16 protein-coding genes and 1 pseudogene are annotated in these 21,227 nt (G+C 75.8%); 13 read left to right on the forward strand and 4 right to left on the reverse strand.

The genetic code is table 11. The annotated features are described in order from the left end of the window. Window positions 1–59: 59 nt before the first annotated feature. On the reverse strand, window positions 60–1,277 hold the full coding sequence (locus tag J4709_RS45475; protein ID WP_208251710.1) for a L,D-transpeptidase: 1,218 nt from the start codon (window positions 1,275–1,277) through the stop codon (window positions 60–62). 672 nt (window positions 1,278–1,949) lie between these two features. Here J4709_RS45475 and J4709_RS45480 point away from each other — a divergent pair. The 8 genes from J4709_RS45480 (at window position 1,950) to J4709_RS55225 (ending at window position 12,236) form a co-directional block, all read left to right on the forward strand. After that, window positions 1,950–3,410 carry an exopolysaccharide biosynthesis polyprenyl glycosylphosphotransferase gene (locus J4709_RS45480; RefSeq protein ID WP_208251711.1) on the forward strand — a complete coding sequence of 487 codons (1,461 nt, stop codon included), beginning with the start codon at window positions 1,950–1,952 and terminating at the stop codon, window positions 3,408–3,410. A gap of 146 nt (window positions 3,411–3,556) precedes the next feature. Next, a complete protein-coding gene (locus tag J4709_RS45485) occupies window positions 3,557–4,906 on the forward strand; it encodes an O-antigen ligase family protein (protein ID WP_208251712.1) in 1,350 nt (449 codons plus the stop codon). Beyond that, window positions 4,903–6,750 (forward strand): lipid II flippase MurJ, encoded by a 1,848-nt coding sequence (locus J4709_RS45490; protein ID WP_307802089.1) that lies wholly within the window; start codon window positions 4,903–4,905, stop codon window positions 6,748–6,750. Before J4709_RS45485 ends, J4709_RS45490 begins: the two co-directional genes overlap by 4 nt. Then, a complete protein-coding gene (locus tag J4709_RS45495) occupies window positions 6,722–7,399 on the forward strand; it encodes a polysaccharide deacetylase family protein (protein WP_232385058.1) in 678 nt (225 codons plus the stop codon). Before J4709_RS45490 ends, J4709_RS45495 begins: the two co-directional genes overlap by 29 nt. After that, a complete protein-coding gene (locus J4709_RS45500) occupies window positions 7,396–8,526 on the forward strand; it encodes a glycosyltransferase (RefSeq protein ID WP_307802090.1) in 1,131 nt (376 codons plus the stop codon). Before J4709_RS45495 ends, J4709_RS45500 begins: the two co-directional genes overlap by 4 nt. 23 nt (window positions 8,527–8,549) lie before the next feature. Then, window positions 8,550–9,404, forward strand: coding sequence for a Wzz/FepE/Etk N-terminal domain-containing protein (locus tag J4709_RS45505; RefSeq protein WP_208251714.1), 855 nt, complete (start codon window positions 8,550–8,552; stop codon window positions 9,402–9,404). Continuing rightward, on the forward strand, window positions 9,401–10,711 hold the full coding sequence (locus J4709_RS45510; protein WP_208251715.1) for a GNAT family N-acetyltransferase: 1,311 nt from the start codon (window positions 9,401–9,403) through the stop codon (window positions 10,709–10,711). Before J4709_RS45505 ends, J4709_RS45510 begins: the two co-directional genes overlap by 4 nt. Next, on the forward strand, window positions 10,704–12,236 hold the full coding sequence (locus J4709_RS55225; protein WP_208251716.1) for a glycosyltransferase: 1,533 nt from the start codon (window positions 10,704–10,706) through the stop codon (window positions 12,234–12,236). Before J4709_RS45510 ends, J4709_RS55225 begins: the two co-directional genes overlap by 8 nt. A gap of 233 nt (window positions 12,237–12,469) precedes the next feature. Here J4709_RS55225 and J4709_RS55990 read toward each other — a convergent pair. Continuing rightward, window positions 12,470–13,246 (reverse strand): annotated as a pseudogene (locus J4709_RS55990) (glycosyl hydrolase); the annotation flags it as partial. 119 nt (window positions 13,247–13,365) lie between these two features. On the opposite strand from J4709_RS55990, the gene J4709_RS45525 reads away from it, so the two are divergent. Then, window positions 13,366–14,625, forward strand: a complete 1,260-nt coding sequence (locus J4709_RS45525; protein WP_232385059.1) for a carboxylate--amine ligase — start codon at window positions 13,366–13,368, stop codon at window positions 14,623–14,625. Window positions 14,626–14,720: 95 nt separating this feature from the next. Then, entirely contained in the window at window positions 14,721–15,965 is a 1,245-nt protein-coding gene (locus J4709_RS45530; protein WP_208251717.1) for an NAD(P)-binding domain-containing protein, read from the forward strand. 144 nt (window positions 15,966–16,109) lie between these two features. On the opposite strand, the gene J4709_RS45535 is transcribed toward J4709_RS45530, so the two are convergent. Continuing rightward, on the reverse strand, window positions 16,110–16,388 hold the full coding sequence (locus tag J4709_RS45535; RefSeq protein WP_208251718.1) for a hypothetical protein: 279 nt from the start codon (window positions 16,386–16,388) through the stop codon (window positions 16,110–16,112). A 369-nt stretch (window positions 16,389–16,757) separates the two neighbouring features. Here J4709_RS45535 and J4709_RS45540 point away from each other — a divergent pair, with 369 nt between their 5' ends. The 3 genes from J4709_RS45540 (at window position 16,758) to J4709_RS45565 (ending at window position 19,957) form a co-directional block, all read left to right on the forward strand. Then, complete coding sequence (locus J4709_RS45540) at window positions 16,758–17,693, forward strand: hypothetical protein (RefSeq protein WP_208251719.1); 936 nt, start codon at window positions 16,758–16,760, stop codon at window positions 17,691–17,693. A gap of 251 nt (window positions 17,694–17,944) precedes the next feature. Further along, on the forward strand, window positions 17,945–19,165 hold the full coding sequence (locus J4709_RS54240; protein WP_232385060.1) for a chaplin family protein: 1,221 nt from the start codon (window positions 17,945–17,947) through the stop codon (window positions 19,163–19,165). 204 nt (window positions 19,166–19,369) lie between these two features. Beyond that, window positions 19,370–19,957, forward strand: coding sequence for a class E sortase (locus tag J4709_RS45565; protein ID WP_208251720.1), 588 nt, complete (start codon window positions 19,370–19,372; stop codon window positions 19,955–19,957). An 18-nt stretch (window positions 19,958–19,975) separates the two neighbouring features. Here the strand turns inward: J4709_RS45565 and J4709_RS45570 are convergent, their stop codons facing one another. Continuing rightward, window positions 19,976–21,061, reverse strand: a complete 1,086-nt coding sequence (locus J4709_RS45570) for a matrixin family metalloprotease (RefSeq protein ID WP_208251721.1) — start codon at window positions 21,059–21,061, stop codon at window positions 19,976–19,978. Window positions 21,062–21,227: the final 166 nt, after the last annotated feature.

Raw genomic sequence — 21,227 nt, forward strand, 5'->3', positions numbered from 1 at the left:
GGGACGGCCGCGCCGGTCCTTGGGGGAGCGGCGCGGCCGGGAGGGGCGTGGGGCGCGGGTCAGGCGCCCAGCGCGGTGGTGGTGACGGGCTGGCCGAGGGCGCTGCCCTGCGCCCACTTGGCGAACGGGAGCTGCCAGTAGGCCCAGCCGTTCGTCCACTGGAGCCGGCGCTTGGTGCCGGTGATCGTGACCAGGTCGCCGCGGTAGGACCAGTTGTAGAACCACTGGGCGTCGCCGCCGGGGGAGCGGACGCAGCCGTGGCTGCAGTTCCGGTTGCCCAGGCAGGTCGGGTCGTCCATGTTCTGGTGGATGTACTCGCCGCTGTTGGAGATGCGGGTCGCGAACGGGACCTGCTCGTCGTACCAGCCCGGGTCGCCCTTCTTCTTGCCGGGCGGGCGCATCCGCTCCAGGCGGCTGTGGTCCATGGTCAGGTGGATGCCGCTGGTCGTCAGCAGGTGGTCGACGCCGTCGGCCTGGACGTCGCCGCCGGCGCCGAGGCTGACGCCCCAGGTGCGGACCGTCCGGCCGTTCTTCTTCACCACGAGCCGGTCGGTCTTGGCGTTGACCTGGACGGTGTGCGAGTCGCCGATCTTGAACTTGCGGGTCACGTCCTTGGCGCCGAACACGCTGTCGCCGATCTTCAGCCCGGCGTAGTGGACGGTGAGCGCCACCTGCTGGTGCGGCGCCCACGGGTGCTTCGGACGGAACACCAGGGACGGCAGGCCGTTGAACGACTCGCCGGGCGCCAGCCACCGCCAGGCGCCCTCGGTCGGCTTGGTCGAGGAGATCTCGACGCTCTTCTCCACCGCGGCCCGCGCCTTCGCCGGGACGGCCTTGTTGAACTGGATGAACACCGGCATCCCGGTGCCGACCGTCTCGTTCGGGCTCGGCACCACGTTGTTGATCACCGTGGCGGCGGTCGCCCTGCTGGTCTTGAAGGCGCTGGTGGCGGTGGTGGCCTTGCCCTTGGGGGAGGTCGCCGTCGCCGACACCTGGTAGCTGCCGCCCGGCTGCAGCGTCCAGCTCGAATGCCACTGGGTCTTGTCGGCCGACAGCTTCCCGGGCACCTCGGCGCCCTTCAGCTTCACCGACACCTGGCCGAGCGCGCCGCCCGTGGACGTCACCGTCACGCCCTCGTCCGGGCGGGCCTTGCCGGCGCCGTTCGCCGGGGTGATCGTCACCTTCGGCGCGCCGTCCTCACCGCCCGCCGCCGTCGTGCCGCCCTCGCCGCCGCTGCCACCGCACGCCGTCGCCAGTCCCAGGACCAGAGCGACCACCGCAACCGACTTCCCTCGCACCGTTCTCCCTCATCCAGCCCACCCGAACCCGGCGGAGCGCGGACCCCGCAACGAGATCGCCGACGAACGGCCCTGTCGATCCGGCCCGCACCAGGGGGGACGGCCGGCCTTCGCGCCCGATCACATAGGACGTCCATCGTGCCCCGAAGGTTCGCCTCGTGTGGGGGGTTCTTCCTATCTTTCGCCACTCGCGCCCCATCGGTTCCCGGCGGCGGGACGGCCGGGCGGGCGCGGGCCGGCGCCGCCGGTCCGCCGCGAGGGCGGCGGCGGGGGCGGGGGCAGGCATGTCAATGCTCGCAATCGGCGCGTGGGCGGGCGAAAAGGAAAGGCGTCGTCGGCGTCGCCGGATATGTAATTGCAAGGGCGGCCGCGGGGTTCGCCTCCTTGGCGTTTCTTGGTGAAAGCGATGGCCGGCGATGGGGTCGTCTCCGCAGGTCACCTGGGTAGCACCCGGACGGTGTCGATCTTCTATTCAAGCCTGAGGCGGCCTTCGTTAAAAGCGGTGATCAGTGCCGGGACCTGCTGCGAAGCTGGATCGTGGCCGCCCGCGGACCCCATTGACGGCGGCGGGGAACGCGCGCGGCGTCGCGGCACCGCGGGCCCGGCGGAGTCACCTGCCGGTGAGGTTCTGTCAGCGAAGGGACGCGCGAGATGAGAGCCCAGGGGCTGAGCGCCTCCTCCATCGACTCCGGCGTGTCCACCGGGTCGGGGACGCCCCCCGCCGTCCCGCCGCCGCCGTTCCGCCGCCGCCGCGCCCCCTCGCTCCTCGCCGTGCTGTACCCGGCCTGCCTCGCCGTCGCGGACGGCTGGGCGATGGCCGCCGCGGTCGCCGTCGCGCGCGGCGCCGGGCCGGACGGGGCGCTGCCCGCCGCCGCGGCCGCCGCCGTCGTCGCGCTGAACGCCTCCGGCGGGCTGTACCGGGTGCGGCGCAGCCCGTCGCTGCTCGCGGACGCGCGGCCGGTGCTGGTCCGGGCGCTGGTCGTCGGGGCGCTGGCCGCCGCGCTGCTGCCCGCGCTGACGCCGGGCGCCGCGCCGTCGTGGGCGGGGACGGCGGCGTGGCTGCTGATCGCGTCCGTCGCCGGCGTCCTTGCGCTCACCGCCCGCGCGTTCGGCAACGCCGCCGCCCGCACCTACCGCTGCCGCCGGTCCCGCGCCCGCACGGCCCTCGTCGTCGGGACGGGCGCGACCAGCGACCACGTCATCGACATCCTGTGCGTGCGCGGGGAGTTCGGGCTCGCGCCGGTCGGGCTCGTCGGGGCCGGCGGGCCCGGCGCGTCGTCCGGCCTGCCGGTCCTCGGCGACACCGCCGACCTGCCCGCGCTCGTCGAGGAGCACGGCGCCGACACCGTCGTGATCGTCGCCGAGGACGTCCATCCGGAGCGGCTCGACGCGGTGCTGCGCATCTGCTTCGCGCTGCCCTGCGAGACGCTGCTCGTGCAGCCGCCGTCCGACGTGGTGCCGGTCGCGCCCGCGCGGCGCGAGTACCTCGCCGGGCTGCCGTGCGCGCGGGTCGACTGGCGGCTGCGCGGCGCGGCGCCGCGGCTCGCCAAGCGCGCCCTCGACCTGGCCGTCGCGGTGGCGGCGCTGCTGCTGGCGGCGCCGGTGCTCGCCGCGTGCGCGCTCGCGGTGCGGCTGGAGGGCGGCCCCGGCGTGCTGTTCCGGCAGCGCCGGATCGGCCGCGGCGGCGAGGAGTTCGTGCTGCTGAAGTTCCGCACCCTCAAGCCCGCCGACGAGCAGGAGTCCGACACCCGCTGGACCGTCGAGGGCGACCGCCGGATGGGGCCCGTCGGCCGGTTCCTGCGCCGCACGTCGCTGGACGAGCTGCCGCAGCTGTGGAACGTCGTCCGCGGCGACATGAGCCTCGTCGGGCCGCGCCCGGAGCGCCCGCACTTCGTCGAGCAGTTCTCCCGGTCGTGCCCCGGCTACATGCTGCGGCACCGCGTCCCCGTCGGGATGACGGGCTGGGCGCAGGTGCACGGCTTCCGCGGCGACACCTCCATCGAGCTGCGCGCTCGCCTCGACAACCACTACATCGACCACTGGACGTTCGGCTCCGACCTGCGCATCCTGCTGCTGACGGTGCGGGCGATGCTGTGCCGGGACGCCGCATGACCGAGCGGAGCGAGGGCGTGCGGCCGTCTTTGTCGGGGGGTGTGGGGGGTCGCCCCCCACAGGCTGCACGCATGACCGAGCGGAGCGAGGGCGTGCGGCCGTCTTTGCCGGGGGGTGTGGGGGGTCGCCCCCTGCAAGCCGCACGCATGACCGCCGCCGTGCCCTGGCATCACGGGACGCCGCGGACGCCGTGGACGTCGCGCCGCGTCCTCGCCGGGCTGCTCGCCCGCCCGAGCTGGCTGGTCGCCGCGACCGTCGCGTGCGTCGGCGTCCCGTCGGGCGGGGACGGCGGGGACGGCGCCGGCGTGCAGGTCACCGTCGGCGACTGCGCGAGCGTCGCCATGGTCGCGGCGGCCGTGCTGCTGGCGGCCCGGGGGCGGCTCACGCTGCCGCGCCGCGCGCTGTGGGCGTTCGCGCCGCTGGCGGCGACGCTCGGCGTGACGACGGTCGCGTCCCCCGACATCGGGTCGAGCCTGCCGGGGTTCGTGCGGGACGCGCAGATCTTCGTGCTGGTGCCGCTCGCCGTCGTGCTGCTCGTCCGGGACCGCCGCGACCTCGGCATCGTGTTCGGGTCGGTGCTCGGGCTCGGGCTCGGCGAGGCGCTGTACGGGATCTGGCAGGCGCTCAGCGGGGCGGGCGCGTCGATCGGCGGCGCGAACGTCCGCGCGGTCGGCACGTTCGGCGCCGTGGACGTCATGGCGATGTCGATCGTCGTCGGGTTCGCGTTCCTGGTGCTGACGGCGTTCGCGCTGGTCGCGCCCCGGTTCGGCGCCGCGGGAGTGCCGGTCGCGCTCGCCGGGCTGGCGGTGCTGGCGCTCGCGCTGCTGCTCGCGCTGAGCCGCGGCAGCTGGATCGCGCTCGGCGCGGGCGTCGGGCTGATGCTGGTGGTCTTCGACCGGTGGCTCGCGGTGAAGGCGGCGGTGTGCTGCGCCGCGCTCGGCCTCGTCGCGTTCGGGCTGCTCGGCGGCGGCGAGATCGTCCAGCGGTACGCGTCGATCGCCGGTTCGGTCAGCGCCCCGGACCAGTCCGTCAGCGACCGCTACAACCTGTGGGCGGCTGCCGGGCGGATCTGGACCGACCACCCGGTCACCGGCGTCGGCGTGAAGAACTTTCCCGCCTACCGCGACACCTACGCGGGCATCGAGCTGTCGTCCGGCAGCGAGACCGACGACCCCGTCCACGGCTACGCGCGGCAGCCGCTGCTGTCGCCGCACGACGAGTACCTGCTGATCCTGTCCGAGCAGGGCGCGCTCGGCTTCGCCGGGTTCGCCGCGCTGCTCGGCGCGATCGTGTGGGGGCTGTGGACGCGCCGGGACCTGCGCGACCCGTTCTGGCTCATCGGCGCCGCATTCATGACGTTCCTGCTGGTCAACTTCCTGTACGCCGACATGGGCGGGCCGACCTGCGTGCTCACCGGGGTCCTCGTCGGTGCCGCCGCCTGCCGCGCCTTCGGCCTGCGGCCGGGACGCCCCGAACCGGGCGGGGAGCCGGCGTGACGGCGCGGGACGCGGTGCCCGACGCGGTGCCCGACGCGGTGCCCGACCCGGCGCGGGGCGGCTCGGTCGGGCGGGCCGCCGCGCTGTCGGGCGTGCTCATCGCCGGCGGCACCGGCCTGGGGTTCCTGCGCGACCTCGTCATGGCGCACCGGTTCGGCGCGAGCGGCGCCACCGACGCGTTCCTCGTCGCCTGGACGATCCCCGAGACCGTCTCGCCGCTGCTCATCGAGGACGCGATGGCGCTGCTCATGGTCCCGGTCGTCACCCGGCTGCTCGCCGGGGGCGGCGGCCTGCGCGCCCTCACCGGCACGGCACTGCCGCGCATGGTCCTCGGCCTCGCCGCGGTCACGCTGACGCTCGGGATCGCCGCCCCGGCCGTCGTCGAGGTCCTCGCGCCGGGGCTGTCGGAACCGGGGCCCGCGGTCCAGTGCGTCCGGCTGACCGCGCTCACCGTCGTCACGTTCGGCGTCGCCGGGTTCATGAGCGCGACGCTGCGCGCCCACCACCGGTTCGGGCCGCCCGCCGCCATCTACCTCGCCTACAACATCGGGATCCTCGCGCTGATCGCCGGGTTCGCCGGGCTCGTCGGCATCATGAGCGCGGCGATCGGCGTCGCCTGCGGCAGCGTGCTGATGGTCGCGGTGCAGGTGCCCGCGTTCGTCCGGTGCCTGCGCGAGGACGCCGCGCGCTGCGGACCGGCGGCGGTGGACCGCGCCGACTTGCGGCTCGGCCTCGCCGCCGTCGCGCCCATCGTCGTCTACACCGTCACCCGGCAGGCGCAGGTGTTCGTCGAGCGGTTCATCGGCTCCGGCCTCGCCGCAGGGTCGATCTCGCACCTCAACTACGCGCAGAAGGTCGCGCAGGTCCCGATGGTGCTGTCGCTGCTGATCGTCACCGTGACGTTCCCGCGCCTCGCCCGCGCGTCCGCCGACGGCGACACCGGCGGCGTCGCCCGCCGCATCCGGCAGGACCTCGTCATCGCCGGCGGCCTCGTGCTCGGCGCGTCGGCGTTCCTCGTCGCGTTCGCGCCCGCCGTCATCCGGGTGCTGTTCCAGCACGGCGAGTTCACCGCCGCCGACACCCGCGACACCGCCGCCACCCTGCGCGTCTACGCGCTCGGGCTGTGGGGGCAGTCGACGGTCGGGCTCGCGGCCCGCGCGTTCTTCGCGCAGAAGCGGCCGCCGTGGCGGCCCGCCGCCGTCCTCGCCGGCGGCCTCGCGGTGACCGCCGCGGTCTGCGCCGCGCTCGCCGCCGCCCTCGGGACGGTCGCGCTGGCCGCCGCCGACGCCGCCGGCATCACCCTCGCCGCCGTCCTGCTGCTCGCCGGGCTGCGCGCGCGCGTCGCACCGATCCCGCTGCGCCGCGTCGCCGCCGACCTCGCCCGGCTCACCGTCCTCGCGTCCCTCGCCGGCGCCGCCGCCGCTCTGCTCGCCGGCGCCCTGCCCGCCGGCGCACCGCCCGTCGACGGGCTGCTCGGCGGGTCCGGCGGCGCGATCGTCCGGCTCGCCGCCGGCGGCCTCGTCTTCGCCGCCGCGTTCGCCGCGCTGATCGCCCTCGCGGGACGCGACCTCATCGCGCCATGGAGCATTCCGTGGCCCTCATGGAGGCCCGGCGCGCTCGTCCGCCGCGGCCGCACTTCTTCCGGGGGAACCAGTGACCCAGCCGACCGAACCGGCGCCGGAGGCGGCGCCGACGACCAGTCCCGCGACGACAAGTCCCGCGACGGCCGGTCCCGCGCCGACGGCCGCGAGCCCGGCACCGAGGATCAGGCCCGCCCGGCCTCCGCAGGAGGTCGAGCCGCCGCCGATGGTGCTGATGTACCACTCGATCGATCACTACGATGACGACCCGCACCTGGTGACCGTCACGCCGCCCCGGTTCGAGCGGCAGATGGCCTGGCTGCGCGCGCGCGGCCTGCGCGGCGTCGGGATGGCGGAACTGCTCGCCGAGCACGCCGAGGGACGCGCCCGCGGCCTCGTCGGCCTCACCTTCGACGACGGCTACGCCGACTTCGCCACCCGCGCCCTGCCCGTCCTCGTCCGCTACGGGTTCGGCGCGACCGTCTTCGCCGTGTCCGGGCGGGTCGGCTCCTACAACGCCTGGGACGACGGCCCCCGCAAGCCGCTCATGACCGCCGAGCAGCTGCGCACCGTCGCCGACACCGGCATGGAGGTCGCCTCGCACGGCCGCCACCACGTCCCGCTGCCCGAGGTCGACGACACCGAGCTGCGCGAGGAGCTCGAGGAGAGCCGCGCCGCCCTGGAGGACCTCACCGGACGCGAGGTCACCGGCTTCGCCTACCCGTACGGGCGCGCGGACGCCCGCGAGATCGACGCCGTCCGCGCCGCCGGCTACGACTACGCCTGCCACATCCGCCCGGACGAGCCGTCCCGGCACGCGCTCGGCCGCGCCTACATCGGCGAGCGCGACGGCGGCCTGCGGCTGCGCGCCAAGCTGGTCCGGCACCAGATGCTGTGGCGGAGCCGCATGTGACCCGCGTCCTGCACGTCATCACCGGACTGGAGCACGGCGGCGCCGAGCACCAGCTCGTCCTGCTGCTGCGCCGCCTGCCCATGGAGTGCGAGGTGGCGACGCTGACGCACGCGGGGGTGCTCGGCGAGCGGATCCGGAGCGGCGGCGTGCGCGTCCACGAACTCGGCATGCGCGGGAACCGGGACCTCGGCGCGCTGCCGCGGCTCGTCCGGCTGATCCGCGGCGGGCGGTACGACGTCGTCCACACGCACCTGTACCGCGCCTGCGTCTACGGCCGCGTCGCCGCCCGCCTCGCCGGGACGCCGCGCATCATCGCCACCGAGCACTCCCTCGGAGACGGGCACATCGAGGGGCGCCGCACCACCCGCGCCGTGCAGGCCCTCTACCGGGCGACCGAGCGGCTCGGCTCGATGACGGTCGCGGTGTCCCCGACGGTCGCGGCGCGGCTGCGCGCCTGGGGCGTCCGGCCGGACCGGATCACGGTCGTCCCCAACGGGATCGACGCGGACGCGTTCGCCTACGACCCGGGTCACCGCGCCGTGACGCGCCGCCGCCTCGGCATCCCGATGGACGCCCACGTCGCGGGGTGCATCGGACGGCTCGTCCCGACCAAGCGGTTCGACCTGCTGGTCGAGGCCGTCGCCCGGACGCCCGCCGCCCGGCTGCTGCTCGCGGGCGACGGTCCCGAGCGCGCGCGGCTCGAACGGCTCGCCGCGTCGCTCGGCGCGTCCGGCCGCGTCGTCTTCACCGGCGGGACGGACCAGGTCGCGCCGCTGCTCGCCGCGATGGACGTGTACGCCGCCCCGTCCGCGCAGGAGACGTTCGGCCTCGGCGTCCTGGAGGCGCTCGCCGCCGGGCTGCCCGTCGTCCGCGCCGCCTGCCCGGCGCTCGACGATCTGCCGCCCGGCGAGGCGCCGCACGCGACCCGGCTGCCCGCGGCGGCCGGTCCGGACGCCTGGAGCGCCGCCATCGGCCGCCGCGCCGGACGGGTCCCGGTGCCGCCAGCGGTGCGCCGCTACGCCATCGAGGAGCAGGCCGCGAAGCTCGCCCGCCTCTACGGCGGCCACGGCGGCGGCGATCCGAGCGCCGGGCGCACGCGGCCCGCCCCCGAGTCCATCCCGACCTGACGGCAAGAGAGAAGGGTCTGCCGATGTCGCAACGTGACGCCACCAAGAAATCGGCCCACGGGGAAGGGCCGCCCGGCGAGGCCGCCCGCGCGAAGAACGCCCGCACGAAGACCGACCGTGCCAAGACCGACCGTGCGAAGACCGACCGTGCGAAGACCGGCCGTGCGAAGGCGAGCCGCGCGAAGGCCCGCCGCGCCGCCGCGACGCCCGGCCGCGCCGCCGGCGCCGCCGCCGCCCGGCTGCGCGCGCCGCTCACCGCGTTCCTGCGCCGGTTCGGCCTGCTCGCCGCGCTGGTCCTCAGCGGCTTCCTCGGCGGCCTCGGCTACGCCCTGTTCGCGCCGACGACCTACACCGCCACCGCCTACGTCCTCGTCGTGGACGACGGCGACGGCGGCCAGGGCCCGGCCGCGGTCAGCTTCGCGCAGGCGTTCGGCCGGCTCGCGCCGCTGCCCGAGACCCTCGCCTACTCCTCGATCCCGCTGCCGGACGGCGCGATGGCCGCGACCCGCGACCACATCCAGTCGTCCACCTCGCCCGACACGCCGCTGATCAAGCTGGCGGGCAGCGCGGACACCCCGGCCGGCGCCGCCGCGTACGCCAACGCCGCCGCCGACGCGCTCGTCCGCTACGGCACCTCGCACCGCACCGACACCGGCGTGCGGGTCGCGCTGATGAGCATGGCCGCGACGCCGTCGGCGCCGTCCTCGCCGAACCTGCCGCTGGACGTGGCGGTCGGCACCGCGTCCGGCGTGCTGCTCGCCGGGCTCGGTGCCGCCGTGCTCAGCGGGCGGCGCGCCCGCGGCCAGCACGACGCGGGCCGCGCCCCGCGCGGCGCCGTGCCGGGCCCCGCCGCCGAACCCGTGGAGGTGCACTCGTGACGCTGTCCAGCGTGATCCGTCCGGGACGGGCCGCCGCGCCCGCCGAGGCCTGGCGGGTGGAGGTGCGCCGCGACGAGGGCGCCCTCATCGAGCTCGGCGACGAGCTGCGCGACCTGTACGAGCGCAGCCCGGAGGCGACCCCGTTCCAGTCCCACGAATGGCTGAGCGCCTGGTGGGGCTGGTACGGCATCCGGGGGCGGCTGCGGCTCGTCCTCGTCCGGTACCGGGGGCGCCTCGTCGCCGCCGCGCCGCTGATGACCGCGGGCCGCTGGGGCTTCCCCGTGCTGGTGCCGATCGCCGACGAGCAGAGCGACTTCACCGACTTCCTCCTCGACCCCGCGTACACCGACGGCGCCGTCGAGCACCTCGCGCGCGCGCTCCACGGCATGCGCGGCCGGTGCGCGATCGACCTGCGCGAGGTACGGCCCGGCTCGGTCGTCCACCAGGTGGTGCGGCGCTGGCCGGGCCGGACGTGGCCGATGCCCGCGTCGGTGTGCATGGAGCTGCCCTGCGCCGACATCGCCGACGTCATGGACCGGTTACCGCGCCGCAGCGCCGGCAAGATGCGCGCGAAGCTCCGCAAGATCGACGTGCGGGGCATCACCGCCGAGACCGTCCCGCCCGAGGAGGCCGCGGACGCGATCGGCGCGCTGCTGGAGATGCACGCCCGCCAGTGGCGCGGCCGGCCGATGAACCCCGAGCACGCCCGCGAGCGGTTCCGCCGCCACCTGGCCGAGGCGGGCGCCGCGATGGTCCGCGAGGGCCGCGCCGCCGTGCTCCGCTACCACTGGGACGGGCGGCTCGTCGCGAGCGACCTCGTCCTCATCGGGCACCGGTTCGTCGGCGCCTACCTGTACGGGGCGATCCCCGAGCTGCGCGACGGCGTGGACGTCTCGCTGATGCTCCTGCGCGAGGACCTCGCGCTCGCGCGCTCGCGCGGCCGCCAGGCCGTCAACCTGCTGCGCGGCGAGGAGCCCTACAAGCTGAAGTGGCGGCCGAGCCGGGTCCAGAACCAGCGGATCGTGCTCGGCCGTTCGTTCCCCGCGTCGCTGTTCGCGGGCCTGGCGCTCGTTCGCGCGGGCCTCGCCGCCCGCCGCCACCGCCGCCCGGCGACCGTGCCGCCGCCCGCCCCGCCGCGCGACGGCCTGCTCGGTGACGAGGCGCTGCGCGCCGCGGGCCGCGAGGACGTGCCGCTGCCCCGCCACGACGCCATGCCGGTGGACGAAGCCGTGCCGGTGGAAGACGCCGTGCCGATCCGGGACGCCGAGGCGGGCGCGCGGAAGGGCGGGCGGCCCGGGCATGGCTGAGGCCGCCGCCCCGCTGCGGGTCCTGCACGTCAGCCAGCCGAACGCGGGCGGCGTCGCCGTCTACGTCGGCCAGGCCGTCGCCGACCAGCGCCGCCGCGGCTGGGACGTCGCCGTCGCCTGCCCGCCCGGCGGCGACCTGCCCGCCCGGTGCGCGGCGGCGGGCGTGCCCTGGTTCAACTGGGACGCCCGCCGCGCGCCCGGACCCGGGACGCCGCTGGAGGCGCTGCGCCTGCGCCGCCTCATCAGGAGCTTCCGGCCCGACGTCGTCCACCTGCACTCCGCCAAGGCGGGCCTCGCCGGGCGGCTGCTCCGCCGCCCGGCCGGCGTCCCGGCGCTCTTCCAGCCGCACGGCTGGTCGTGGCTCGCGGCGACCGGCCGGCAGGACGCGGTCAGCCGGCTCTGGGAGCGGTTCGCGGCCCGCCGCGCCGACGCGCTCGTCTGCGTCGGCGAGGGCGAGCTGCGGGCCGGGATGCGCGCCGGGATCCGCGGGCCGTTCCGGCTCGTCCGCAACGGCGTGGACCGGCGCCGGTTCGGGCCCGCCGGCGCGTCCGCCCGGCTCGCCGCGCGGACCCGGCTGGGCCTGCCCGCCGCCGCGCCGCTCGCGGTGTGCGTCGGCCGGCTGACCCGGCAGAAGGCGCAGGACGTGCTGGTCGCGGCCTGGCCCGCGGTCACCGCCCGCTGCCCGTCCGCGCTGCTCGCGATCGTCGGGGACGGCGAGGACCGGGACGCGCTGCGCCGCCGCGCCGAGCCGGGCGTCCGGTTCGTCCCGGCGGTGCGGGACCCGCGGGACTGGCTGGCCGCCGCGAACGTGGTCGTGCTGCCGTCCCGCTGGGAGGGGCTGCCGCTGACCGCGCTGGAGGCGCTCGCCACCGGCCGGTCCCTCGTCGGGACGGACATCCCCGGCATCGCGGAGGTCGTCCGGCCCGGCCTCGGCGCGCTGGTGCCGGTGGACGACCCGGCCGCGCTCGCCGACGCGATGGCGGCCCGGCTGCTGTTCCCGGGCGTCGCCGAGCGCGAGGGCCGCGCGGCGGCGGACGCCGCGGCGGACTACGACCTCGCCGAGACGGTCGCGCTGCTCGCCGCCCTCACCGGGGAGGTCGCGGGACGCGGCGGCCCGGTGCCGGACGGCGTCGCCCGCGAGCTCGCGGACGCCGACGACCTGGGCGCGGACGTCCTGGCCGGCTCGGAGGCCCTCGCGATGTCGGGCGCGGGACGCGCGGGCGGCGGGTTCGCCGGCGGTTTCGCGAGCGGGGCGGGCCCGGTGCTCGCCGGCGCCGGGACCGGGGCCGGGGCACTGGACGGCGGCGGGCCGGACGGCGGCTCGGCGTTCGCCACCGAAGGCGCGGCCGACGGCGGCGCCGGAGCCGGAGCCGGAGGAGGAGGAGGAGGAGCCGATGCGGGAGCCGATGCCGGAGCGGGCGAGCCCGCGGGCGGCGTCGACGGGGGCGGCGCGATCGGCGGCGTGGCGCCGTTGCCCGGCGCCGCGGGCGACGGCGCCGCCACCCCGCCGAACAGCTCCCGGTAGACCTCCGCCGAGCGCGGGTTCGCGCCGCATTCCCACACGCCGTGCGGGCAGTAGTCCGTGATCGACTGGTAGGCCACGTTATGCGACACGATCCAGTCATGCATTCCCTGGATATATTCGGGGTTGTCGGAGTTGCGGAACAGACCCCATTCGGGAAAGGAGATCGGCTTTCCGTGCGCGGCGGCGAAGTCCGCCTGCGCCTTCATCCCGTACGGCTGGTCGATGTAGTCCTGGAAGGAGTTCCCGGGCGGCTGGTCGTAGCTGTCGGAACCGATGATGTCCACCACGTCGTCACCGGGATAGCAGTCCGTCCACGGGATGGCGTCATGCCCGCGGTTCGGCGCGAAATCGAACCGGAAACGCGCGCCGGGAACCGAGCGCATCGCCGCGACGATGCGCCGCCAGTACGTCTTCCACGCGTCCGGATCCGGCGCGCACCGGCCGCCGTAGACGTCCCCGTTCATCTCCCAGCCGAGCACGATGACCGTGTCCCCGGCGTCCAGCGACACCAGGTGCCGCGCGAGCGCCCGGTAGTGCTCGTCGAACGCGCCGGACGCGCCGCCGCGCAGCAGCGACGACAGCACCACCGGCGCCAGCCCGGCCTCGTTCGGCGTCATCATCGGCACGTTGAGCACCAGCGTCCGGCGCGGGTCGGCGGCGAGCCAGCGCGTCCACGGCTGCAGGATCTGCGGCGGGCCCTCGACGTCGTCCCAGGAGTCGCCCGGCAGGTAGGTGCGCCCGACGGTCACCGTGGAGCCGAGCCAGCGCTGGAACCGCGCCACCCGGGCGACGCCCTCCGGACCGGACCCGAGAAAGGCCCCCAACGGCACATAATTCGCCATTCTGTGGGTGGCCTGCGGCTGGAACCAGGTGACCAGTGTGGACGCCGCGAGCGCGACCAGCGCGGCCGCGGCGAGCAGCAGCGTCGGGAACGGGAAGAACGCGAAGCGCCTTTTCCGCCGCGTTTCCCGCATCCGCCGCCCGGTCGAATGGATATTCGCAGCTCGCATGCGTATCGTATGCCCTCTGGCGGCCGCAGCGAACGAATCGGCCAAGCGGCCGATCACAAAATTTACCTTGAAAGGGAAGGCGATCCCGTGCGCCAAGAACCGCCGCCGGAACCGGCCGGATGACGCGGATGATCCTCGATACTCCTGCCTCGGCGCCGCCGCTGCTGGACCCCGGACTGCCGGTCCTGCTGCTGCGCACCGACCACAATTTCTTCCACCACGGAAGCCTCGGCGCCATCCGCTCGCTCGGCCGCGCCGGGGTGCCGGTGCACGCCATCCTGGAGGGCCGCGCCAGCCCGGCGTCCCGGTCCCGCTACCTGTACCGGGGGCACCCGTGGGCACCGCCCGCCGAGCGTCCCGCCGAACTGGCCGCGCACCTGCACCGGATCGCCGAGCGGATCGGCCGCCCGGCGCTGCTGCTGCCGGTGGACGACGCCGGCGCGCTGTTCGTCGCCGAGCACGCCGAGGCGCTCGCGGCCGCGTTCGTCTTCCCGCGCCAGGACCGCGACGTCCCGCGCCGCGTCGCCGACAAGTCGCAGCTCATCGCGGCGCTGCGGGAGAGCGGCGTGCCGTGCCCGCAGAGCCGCACGCCGCGCAGCGCCGCCGACGTCGAGGACGCCGCCGCCGAGCTCGGCCTGCCGCTGATCGCCAAGTGGGCGCGGCCGTGGCGGCTGCCGCCGGGCATGCGCAGCACCACCCTCGCGCACACCCTCGACGAGGCGTACCGGCTGTTCGCGGCCGGGCTGCGGCGCGACCCGGACGGCGACGCGGGCCCGCTGATCCTGCAGCGGCGCATCCCGCAGGCCGGCGGCGACTGGTTCTTCCACGGCTACTTCGACGCCTCGCTGGACTGCCTGTTCGCCGCGACCGGCCGCAAGCACCTGGCGCACCCGCCGCAGGCCGGCCACACCATCGCCGGGCAGTGGACGGCCAACCCCGAGCTGGAGCGGCTCGCGGTGCGGACCGTCCAGACGCTCGGCTGCCGGGGCCTGGTCGACCTGGACTTCCGGTTCGACGCCGGGACCGGCGCCTACCACCTGCTCGACTTCAACCCGCGGCTCGGCGCGCAGTTCCGGCTGTTCACCGACCGGCGCGGGCTCGACCTCGTCCGCGTCCTGCACCTGGACCAGTCGGGGCGCGACGTCCCGCCGGCGCACCCGGCGTACGGCCGCCGGCTGCTGGTGGAGAACCACTACCTGCGGCAGGCGCTCGGCCGGCCGCTGCTGCGCGCGGGGACCCTCCGCCCGCTGCGCGAGGCCGACGAGCTGGCCTGGTACGCCGGCGACGACCTGCCGCCGTTCCTGGCGATGGGCGGGCAGAGCGTCCTGCGCGCCGCCGGGCGCGCGCGGGGGCGCGCGCTCCGCCCGTCCGGCCGCTGAGCCGGGCGGGCCGCACCACCACACCACCTCACCACAGTGGCGCCCGGGCACGCGGCGCCATCCCAAGCACGGACACACATCGGGGGGAACGAGAAATGACCGATTCGGTCAGCGACGTCGTCATCGCCGGCGCCGGGCCCTACGGCCTGTCGACCGCCGCGCACCTGCAGAACCTCGGGCTCGACGTGCGGATCATCGGCACGCCGATGGAGTACTGGGCCACCAGCATGCCGGAGGGCATGCACCTGAAGTCCGAGGGGTTCGCCTCCAGCCTCGGGGCGCCGCAGGACGGGCTGCGCTTCACCGACCGCCACCCGGAGTGGCGGCTCGGCCAGCCGATCCCGCTGGACACCTTCGTCGCCTACGGCCGCTGGTTCGCCGAGCAGGCGGTGCCGGGCGTCGAGCCCGGCGAGGTCGTGAAGGTGGAGCGCGGCGGCCCGGCCGGATACGAGGTGACCCTGGCCGGCGGCGAGGTGATCGGGGCCCGCGCGGTCGTGGTCGCCGTCGGCGTCGGGCCGTTCGCGCACCTGCCCGAGGAACTGTCGGGCATGCCGTCCTGGCTCGTCTCGCACAGCGGCGACCACCGCGACCTGAGCCTGTTCGCGGGCAAGGACGTCGCGGTCGTCGGGGCCGGGCAGTCGGCGCTGGAGACGGCGGTGCTGCTGGCCGACGCGGGCGCGCACCCGCACGTCCTCGCGCGGCGCGGCGAGATCGACTGGAACAGCGTGCCGAAGGAGCACCGCACCGGCGGCGAGCGGCTGCGGGAGGGCCCGCGGTCCGGGCTCGGCACCGGGTACCGGACGTGGGTGCTGGCGGAGCGGCCCGGGTTCGTCCGGTACCTGCCGGAGCGGACTCGGCTGCGGCTCGTCCGCGAGACGCTGCCGCCCGCCGGGGCGTGGTGGCTGCGCGACCGGCTGGACGAGCGGGTCCGGGTGTCGACGGGCCGGCAGCTGGTGAAGGCCGCCGCGCAGGACGACGTCATCGCGATCACCACCGTCGACCGGACGGGGCGGCGGCTGGTCGTCGAGGCCGAGCACGTGATCGCCGCGACCGGGTTCGTGCCGGACGTCGAGCGGCTGAAGCTGCTGTCGCCGGAGCTGCGGGTGCGGGTGGACAGCCGGCTCGGCGCGCCGGTGCTCAGCGCGAGCTTCGAGTCGTCGATGCCGGGCCTGTACTTCGCGGGCCTCGCGGCGGCGCCGACGTTCGGGCCGGTGATGCGGTTCGTGCACGGCGCGGGCTTCGCCGCCCACCGGATCGCCCGGCACATCGTGCACCGGACGCCCCCGGCGGCCGCGGCGGCGCGGCGGCCCGCGCCCGCCCTGGAGACGGACGCGAGGTAGCCGGGAGGAGGAATCCGCTCCCGGGGGAGGAATCCCACCGGGAGAAGGAATCTCCACCGGACGGGACGACGCCGGTGGCGCGCCGGGGCGGGCGCGCCACCGGCGCCCGCTTGTGCGGGGCCGCCGCGCACGGCGGGCGCGTGATCAGCGCCAGAGCGGGCGGGCCCGGCGCCGGACCCGTTCGACCCGCGCGGTGGCGAGCGCCCACTCGAGCCGGGAGCAGAGCGTCCAGACCCGCGTCCATTCCGGTCGCGTACGGATGAGGATCCACTCCGGCCTGCGGAAACGGCCGGGGACGCGGATGCCCTCGCGGGTGACGGAGTAGCGGACGGGGCGGGGTTCGCGGGGCCCGGCGGCGGTGCGCGGGCGCACCTGCCTGCGCGGTGACCAGGGCCAGGGGTTCGCGGGGGAGGGGGCTGGCATGCGGTCGGCTCCTCGGCTAGACGGCGACCTTGTCACCGAATGTAGCGCACCGAATACCGTGCGCCATGCTTCTCCCGGACATCGGCCCGAAACCGGGTGCCGGTGCCGCGGCCGGACCACCCGTGGAATAAGTCCCAATAAAACGGGCGAATTGCGGTTGAATCGCACTGTCGGCGGCTCTGGAAACCCGCCGGAACCCGGCTCGGGAAAAGCGAGATCCATCACCGGGTAAACGATGGCAAAGACGCGCCGACCTGCGCGGCAACGCATCGGTGAAGGCGCCCGGTGCGGTGCTACGGTCTTGCCGACCGGCCCGGAGCCGGACACCGGACGACGGCCCGACCAGGCCCGATGCGAGGAGATTCCGCAGTGCGACGCCTACCGACCCGCCACGGGGCGCACCGCCCCGATGCGCGTCGGCGCGCCCTCGGAACCGCGCTGGTACGCGTCGCGGCCATCGCCGGATTCGCCTTCGCCGGATGGCTCGCCCTCAGTTCCCTTAACCAGTCCGCCTACGCCGCACAAAGCGGCGGCGCGGGCCGCGGAACGGAGCGGGGCGGGCAGTGGAACCCGGTCCGGGACACCGCCGGCGATCCCGCCGGGATCGGCGGGCTCTCCACGCTCCGCCATTTCCGGTTCGTGGGCGGCCGCCCCACCGCGGGCACGCCCGGCGCCGTCGCCGGCGACGTCCGCGAGGCCGGCGAGCACCCGATCACCTACCTCGGCGAGCGCGGGCGCGACGCCGCCGCCGACGGCGGCCACGTCGCCCGGTCGGTGGACCGCACCGCCCGCGGCACCGTGCGCAAGACCGCCGACGCGGCCGGCGTGCCGGAGCTGCGGCTCCCGGACGTCCGGACGGGCGGTGCCGGCGTCGGCCGGCTCGTGCACGGCATGACCGGTCCGCGGACCGCGCCGCACGGCGCCCCGCGCCCCGCCGCGCACGCGCCCTCGCAGCACGCCGCCGCGGCGCACGCGGACGGGCATGGCACCGCCCATGTCCCGGGGCACATCGCTGCGGACCGCCACGCGGCCGCCAAAGCGCCGTCCGGCGCTCACCGCTCCGGCGGGCACTGCCGGATGTGCGGGGACGGGCACCGCCTGCCCGGCGGTCCCGCGATGCCGTCCGAGCAGGACGGCAACCCGCGCAGCGGGCCGCCGTCCGGCGGGCACCCGTTCGGGCCGGTCGCCGACCTCGGCACCGCCCAGCGGCTGCAGGCGCCGCACGCCGCCGGCCGCGGCGCGTTCCACCGCACCGCGCTGACCGACGAGGCCGCTCCGGGCCGCCCGTCGGTCGTCCCCGACTAGCACCCCGCTCTCCGGGCACCCGCGCGTTCCCGCGCGTTCCCGCGCGGCTCGTGCCGGAAGCCGCCCGTCCCCGCCCGCGCGACTCCCGCGCCGGCCCTCGGACGGCCGCTTCCCGCCCGTCCCCCGTCTCACACCGATCTTTTCTCCGAGCGGCACGGTCCTGGCCAGACCGCTGCCCGCTGCGCTCACCCGGACGGTGCACGCAGTGATCATCACCGATTCACCGATTCACCGAAAGAAGGAGCAACACCATGCGCATCTGGGCAAGGAACACCGGCCGCGCCGCTCTCGTCGCGGCGGGCTGCGTCGCCATGGGGGCGACCGGACTCGGCGCCCCCGCCTCCGCGGACAACCGCACCAGCGGCGACCTGTCCATCCTCGGCGGCAACCAGGTCGTCGCGCCGATCTCCGTCCCGATCGACGTCAGCGGCAACGCCGTCGGCGCCGTCGCCGGAATCGCCCAGGCCGGGTCCAAGGGCGGCGCGTCCGTCGAGCGGCGCGGCCGCGACGGCGGCGACATGCACACCTCGGGCAACCTGTCGATCGGCGGCGGCAACCAGGTCTACGCCCCGATCTCCATCCCGGTGGACGTCTGCGGCAACGCCGTCGGCGCCATCATCGGCATCGCGAGGGCCGGCTGCGAGGGCGGCGCGTCCGTCAAGAAGGGCGGGCACAAGGAGCACTCCGGCTGGCGCGCGGGCGGCGCGGCCACCGCGCCCGGCGAGCGGCAGGCGTCCGCGGCGACGGGCGCGGCCGCGCCGGCCGCCGCGCCCGCCGCCGGGAACGGCCGCATGGGCGGCTGGGACGGCGGCTGGGGCGGCCGCAAGCACGGGATGCAGACGTCCGGGAACCTGTCGATCCTGGGCGGCAACCAGGTGTACGCGCCGATCTCCGTGCCGGTGAACGTCTGCGGCAACGCGATCTCCCTCATCGCGGGGATCACCCAGGCCGGCTGCAAGGGCGGCGCGTCCGTCCAGCGCAAGGGCGACGACACGCCGGACATGAAGACGTCCGGGAACCTGTCGATCCTCGGCGGCAACCAGGTGTACGCGCCGATCTCCGTGCCCGTGAACGTCTGCGGCAACGCGATCGGCGCGGTCCTCGGCATCGCGCAGGCGGGCTGCAAGGGCGGCGCCTCCGTCACCAGCGGCGGCCACGAGCACAAGCGGCCGCCGATCAAGCACTTCCCGAAGAAGCCGCACCACAAGAAGCACCACCACTACAAGCCGTCCAAGCACCGCCCGGCGGCCGGGCACCACAAGCTGCCGTCGACCCTGCGCGGGACCAGCGAGCGCATCGCGATGGGGCCGGACTACCGCAGCGCCGACGGCATGCCCGCCGTCCAGGACCTGCTGGGCAAGGTCACCCGGATCGCCAAGCCGGTCGCGAACGTCGCGCCGGGACAGATCGGCACGCAGCTGCCCCAGGGCAACGAGGCCCCGGTCAAGCTGGGCACCCCGCTGACCCACTGAGTCACCCGAACGCCGGGCCGCCCGGCCGCGACCGGGCCGGATGACGATCCGGCCGGCCGGCGGGCGAGCCGGAGGCGACACGGCGAAGGGGACGGCAGACGTGCCGTCCCCTTCCCGCGCCCGGGCGGCGCGGCCCTCCCGTGCGGGCCGCGCCGCCCGGGCTTCTCACCACCGAAGACGGAGACGAGGCCGAAGATGAAGATCATGTATTCGAGGCGCCCGGGACGGACGTTACGCGCGCCGGCCTGGACGCTGCCTGCCACCGCGCTGCTGGCCGCGGGGTGCGTGACCGCCGCCGGGATGCCCGCGGCGGCCGGTGCGCCGGCCGGAGCGGCCGCCCGGACCGCCGCCGCGGCGCGCGTCCACCGGCCGCGGATCGGCAAGGTGATCGCCACCATCACGATCAAGCGGATCCACCTGAAGATCAAGGTGCGGGAGGGCGTCACCGAGCGCGTCCTCAGCCGGGGCGTCGGGCACTACCCGAGGACGGCCCCGCCCGGAACCCTCGGCAACACCGTCCTGCTCGGGCACCGCACCACCTGGCTGCACCCGTTCGGCAGGCTCGACCGGCTGCGGCGCGGCGACCGGATCGTCCTCAAGGCGCACCACCGCACCTACGTCTACCGGGTGCGCGGCCGGCACATCATCACCCCGACCGACCGGCGCGCGCTCGAACCCGTCCCGTTCAAGCGCGGAAAGGCGCCGGACGGCAAGTACGTCACGCTCATCAGCTGCACCCCGAAAGGCTCCGACCGGCACCGCATCGTGGTCGTCGGCAAGATGAGGAAATGAGCGGCCGCGACATTCCGGCTAGGCGGGCGAACGAGCCCCGTAAAGGGCGATGAGCCCGTCGTAGTCGCCCTTCCCCAGGGTGGCCGGGTCGTCGTCGCAGGACGCGACGGTCGGCGCCATGGTCAGCTCGGAGTGCTGCGACCCCTCGACGTGACCGAGGCCGAGCATGTGGCCCGTCTCGTGCGTCGTGACGGCCGCCGCGTCGTAGCTGCCCGCCGGGCAGGACGAGCCGTCCTGCGGGCCCGGCCACCACTTCTTCCCCTGCGTCTGCAGCGCGGTGTCGCTCTCGATCGTCGTCGGCCCGCGGAACCAGGTGCAGGTCGCCGCGAGGACGTCCGGCTCCGCGCCCGGCATCGCCTGCCAGCCGGACACGTTCGTCCCGTCGTGCTCCCCGCAGGTCGCGTCGGCGGTCACGTTCGGCGCCGTGGTCGTCTGGCCCGCGTACTTCTGCGAGACGTCCGGCAGCGGCGCGAACGCGTGCGACGGAGTGCAGTCGGTCTTGGCGTCGAACATGTCGGTGATGCCGGTGGACACGCCCGACATCGGCAGGCCCGCCGTGCCGGGGTAGTAGTGCCACTCGATCGTGGCGCCCTTCGGCCACTTGCTCGGTTCCTGCTGGTAGGCGCCGTCCTTGCAGGCGTCCATCGGCGCGCGGAACGCGCGCGGCCGGCCCTGCGGCACCCGCGTCCCGGTGGCGGTGAGGGTGATCTCGCCCTTCGCCTCGTCCACCTCGACGCGCAGCTCGGACGCGCCGTCGGTGCGCAGCGAGTGCGCGGTCACCGAGGTGCCGTCGGACGGGACCGTCGCGGCCAGCCCGTTCTCGCCGCGGACGACCCGGCCGCGCAGGTCGCAGTCGGACAGCCTGACCTTCTGCGGCATGGCGCGCGCCCTCAGCGCCCCGCTCGCCTTGCACCAGGTGGGCGGGCGGTGCGCGGCGGCGCCGGTGCCTGTGGTGCCGGTGCCCGTGCCGGCGGTGCCCGTGGTGCCGGTGCCCGCGGTGGCGGTGCCCGCGCCCGCGGCGACCATGCAGGACAGGGCCGTGACGGCGGTGGCGCACCAGGCGCCGGTGCGCCGCCCGCGTCCGGCGGGCGAGACGTCGTCCATGCCATTTCTCCGATGTGTCGGTACGGGCTTCCACGCTCCAGCCGTCAGTCTTTCGCGACGCCGGAAAAGGCAAACCGGCACAGCCTAAAATGATCACCACGCTGCGAATATCGCCATTGCGAAATAGGCGGCCATCTGCGCATCTTCCGGAAAATGACGGCGGGCG

Source organism: Actinomadura violacea, assembly GCF_017573465.1.
Lineage (GTDB): Bacteria > Actinomycetota > Actinomycetes > Streptosporangiales > Streptosporangiaceae > Spirillospora > Spirillospora violacea.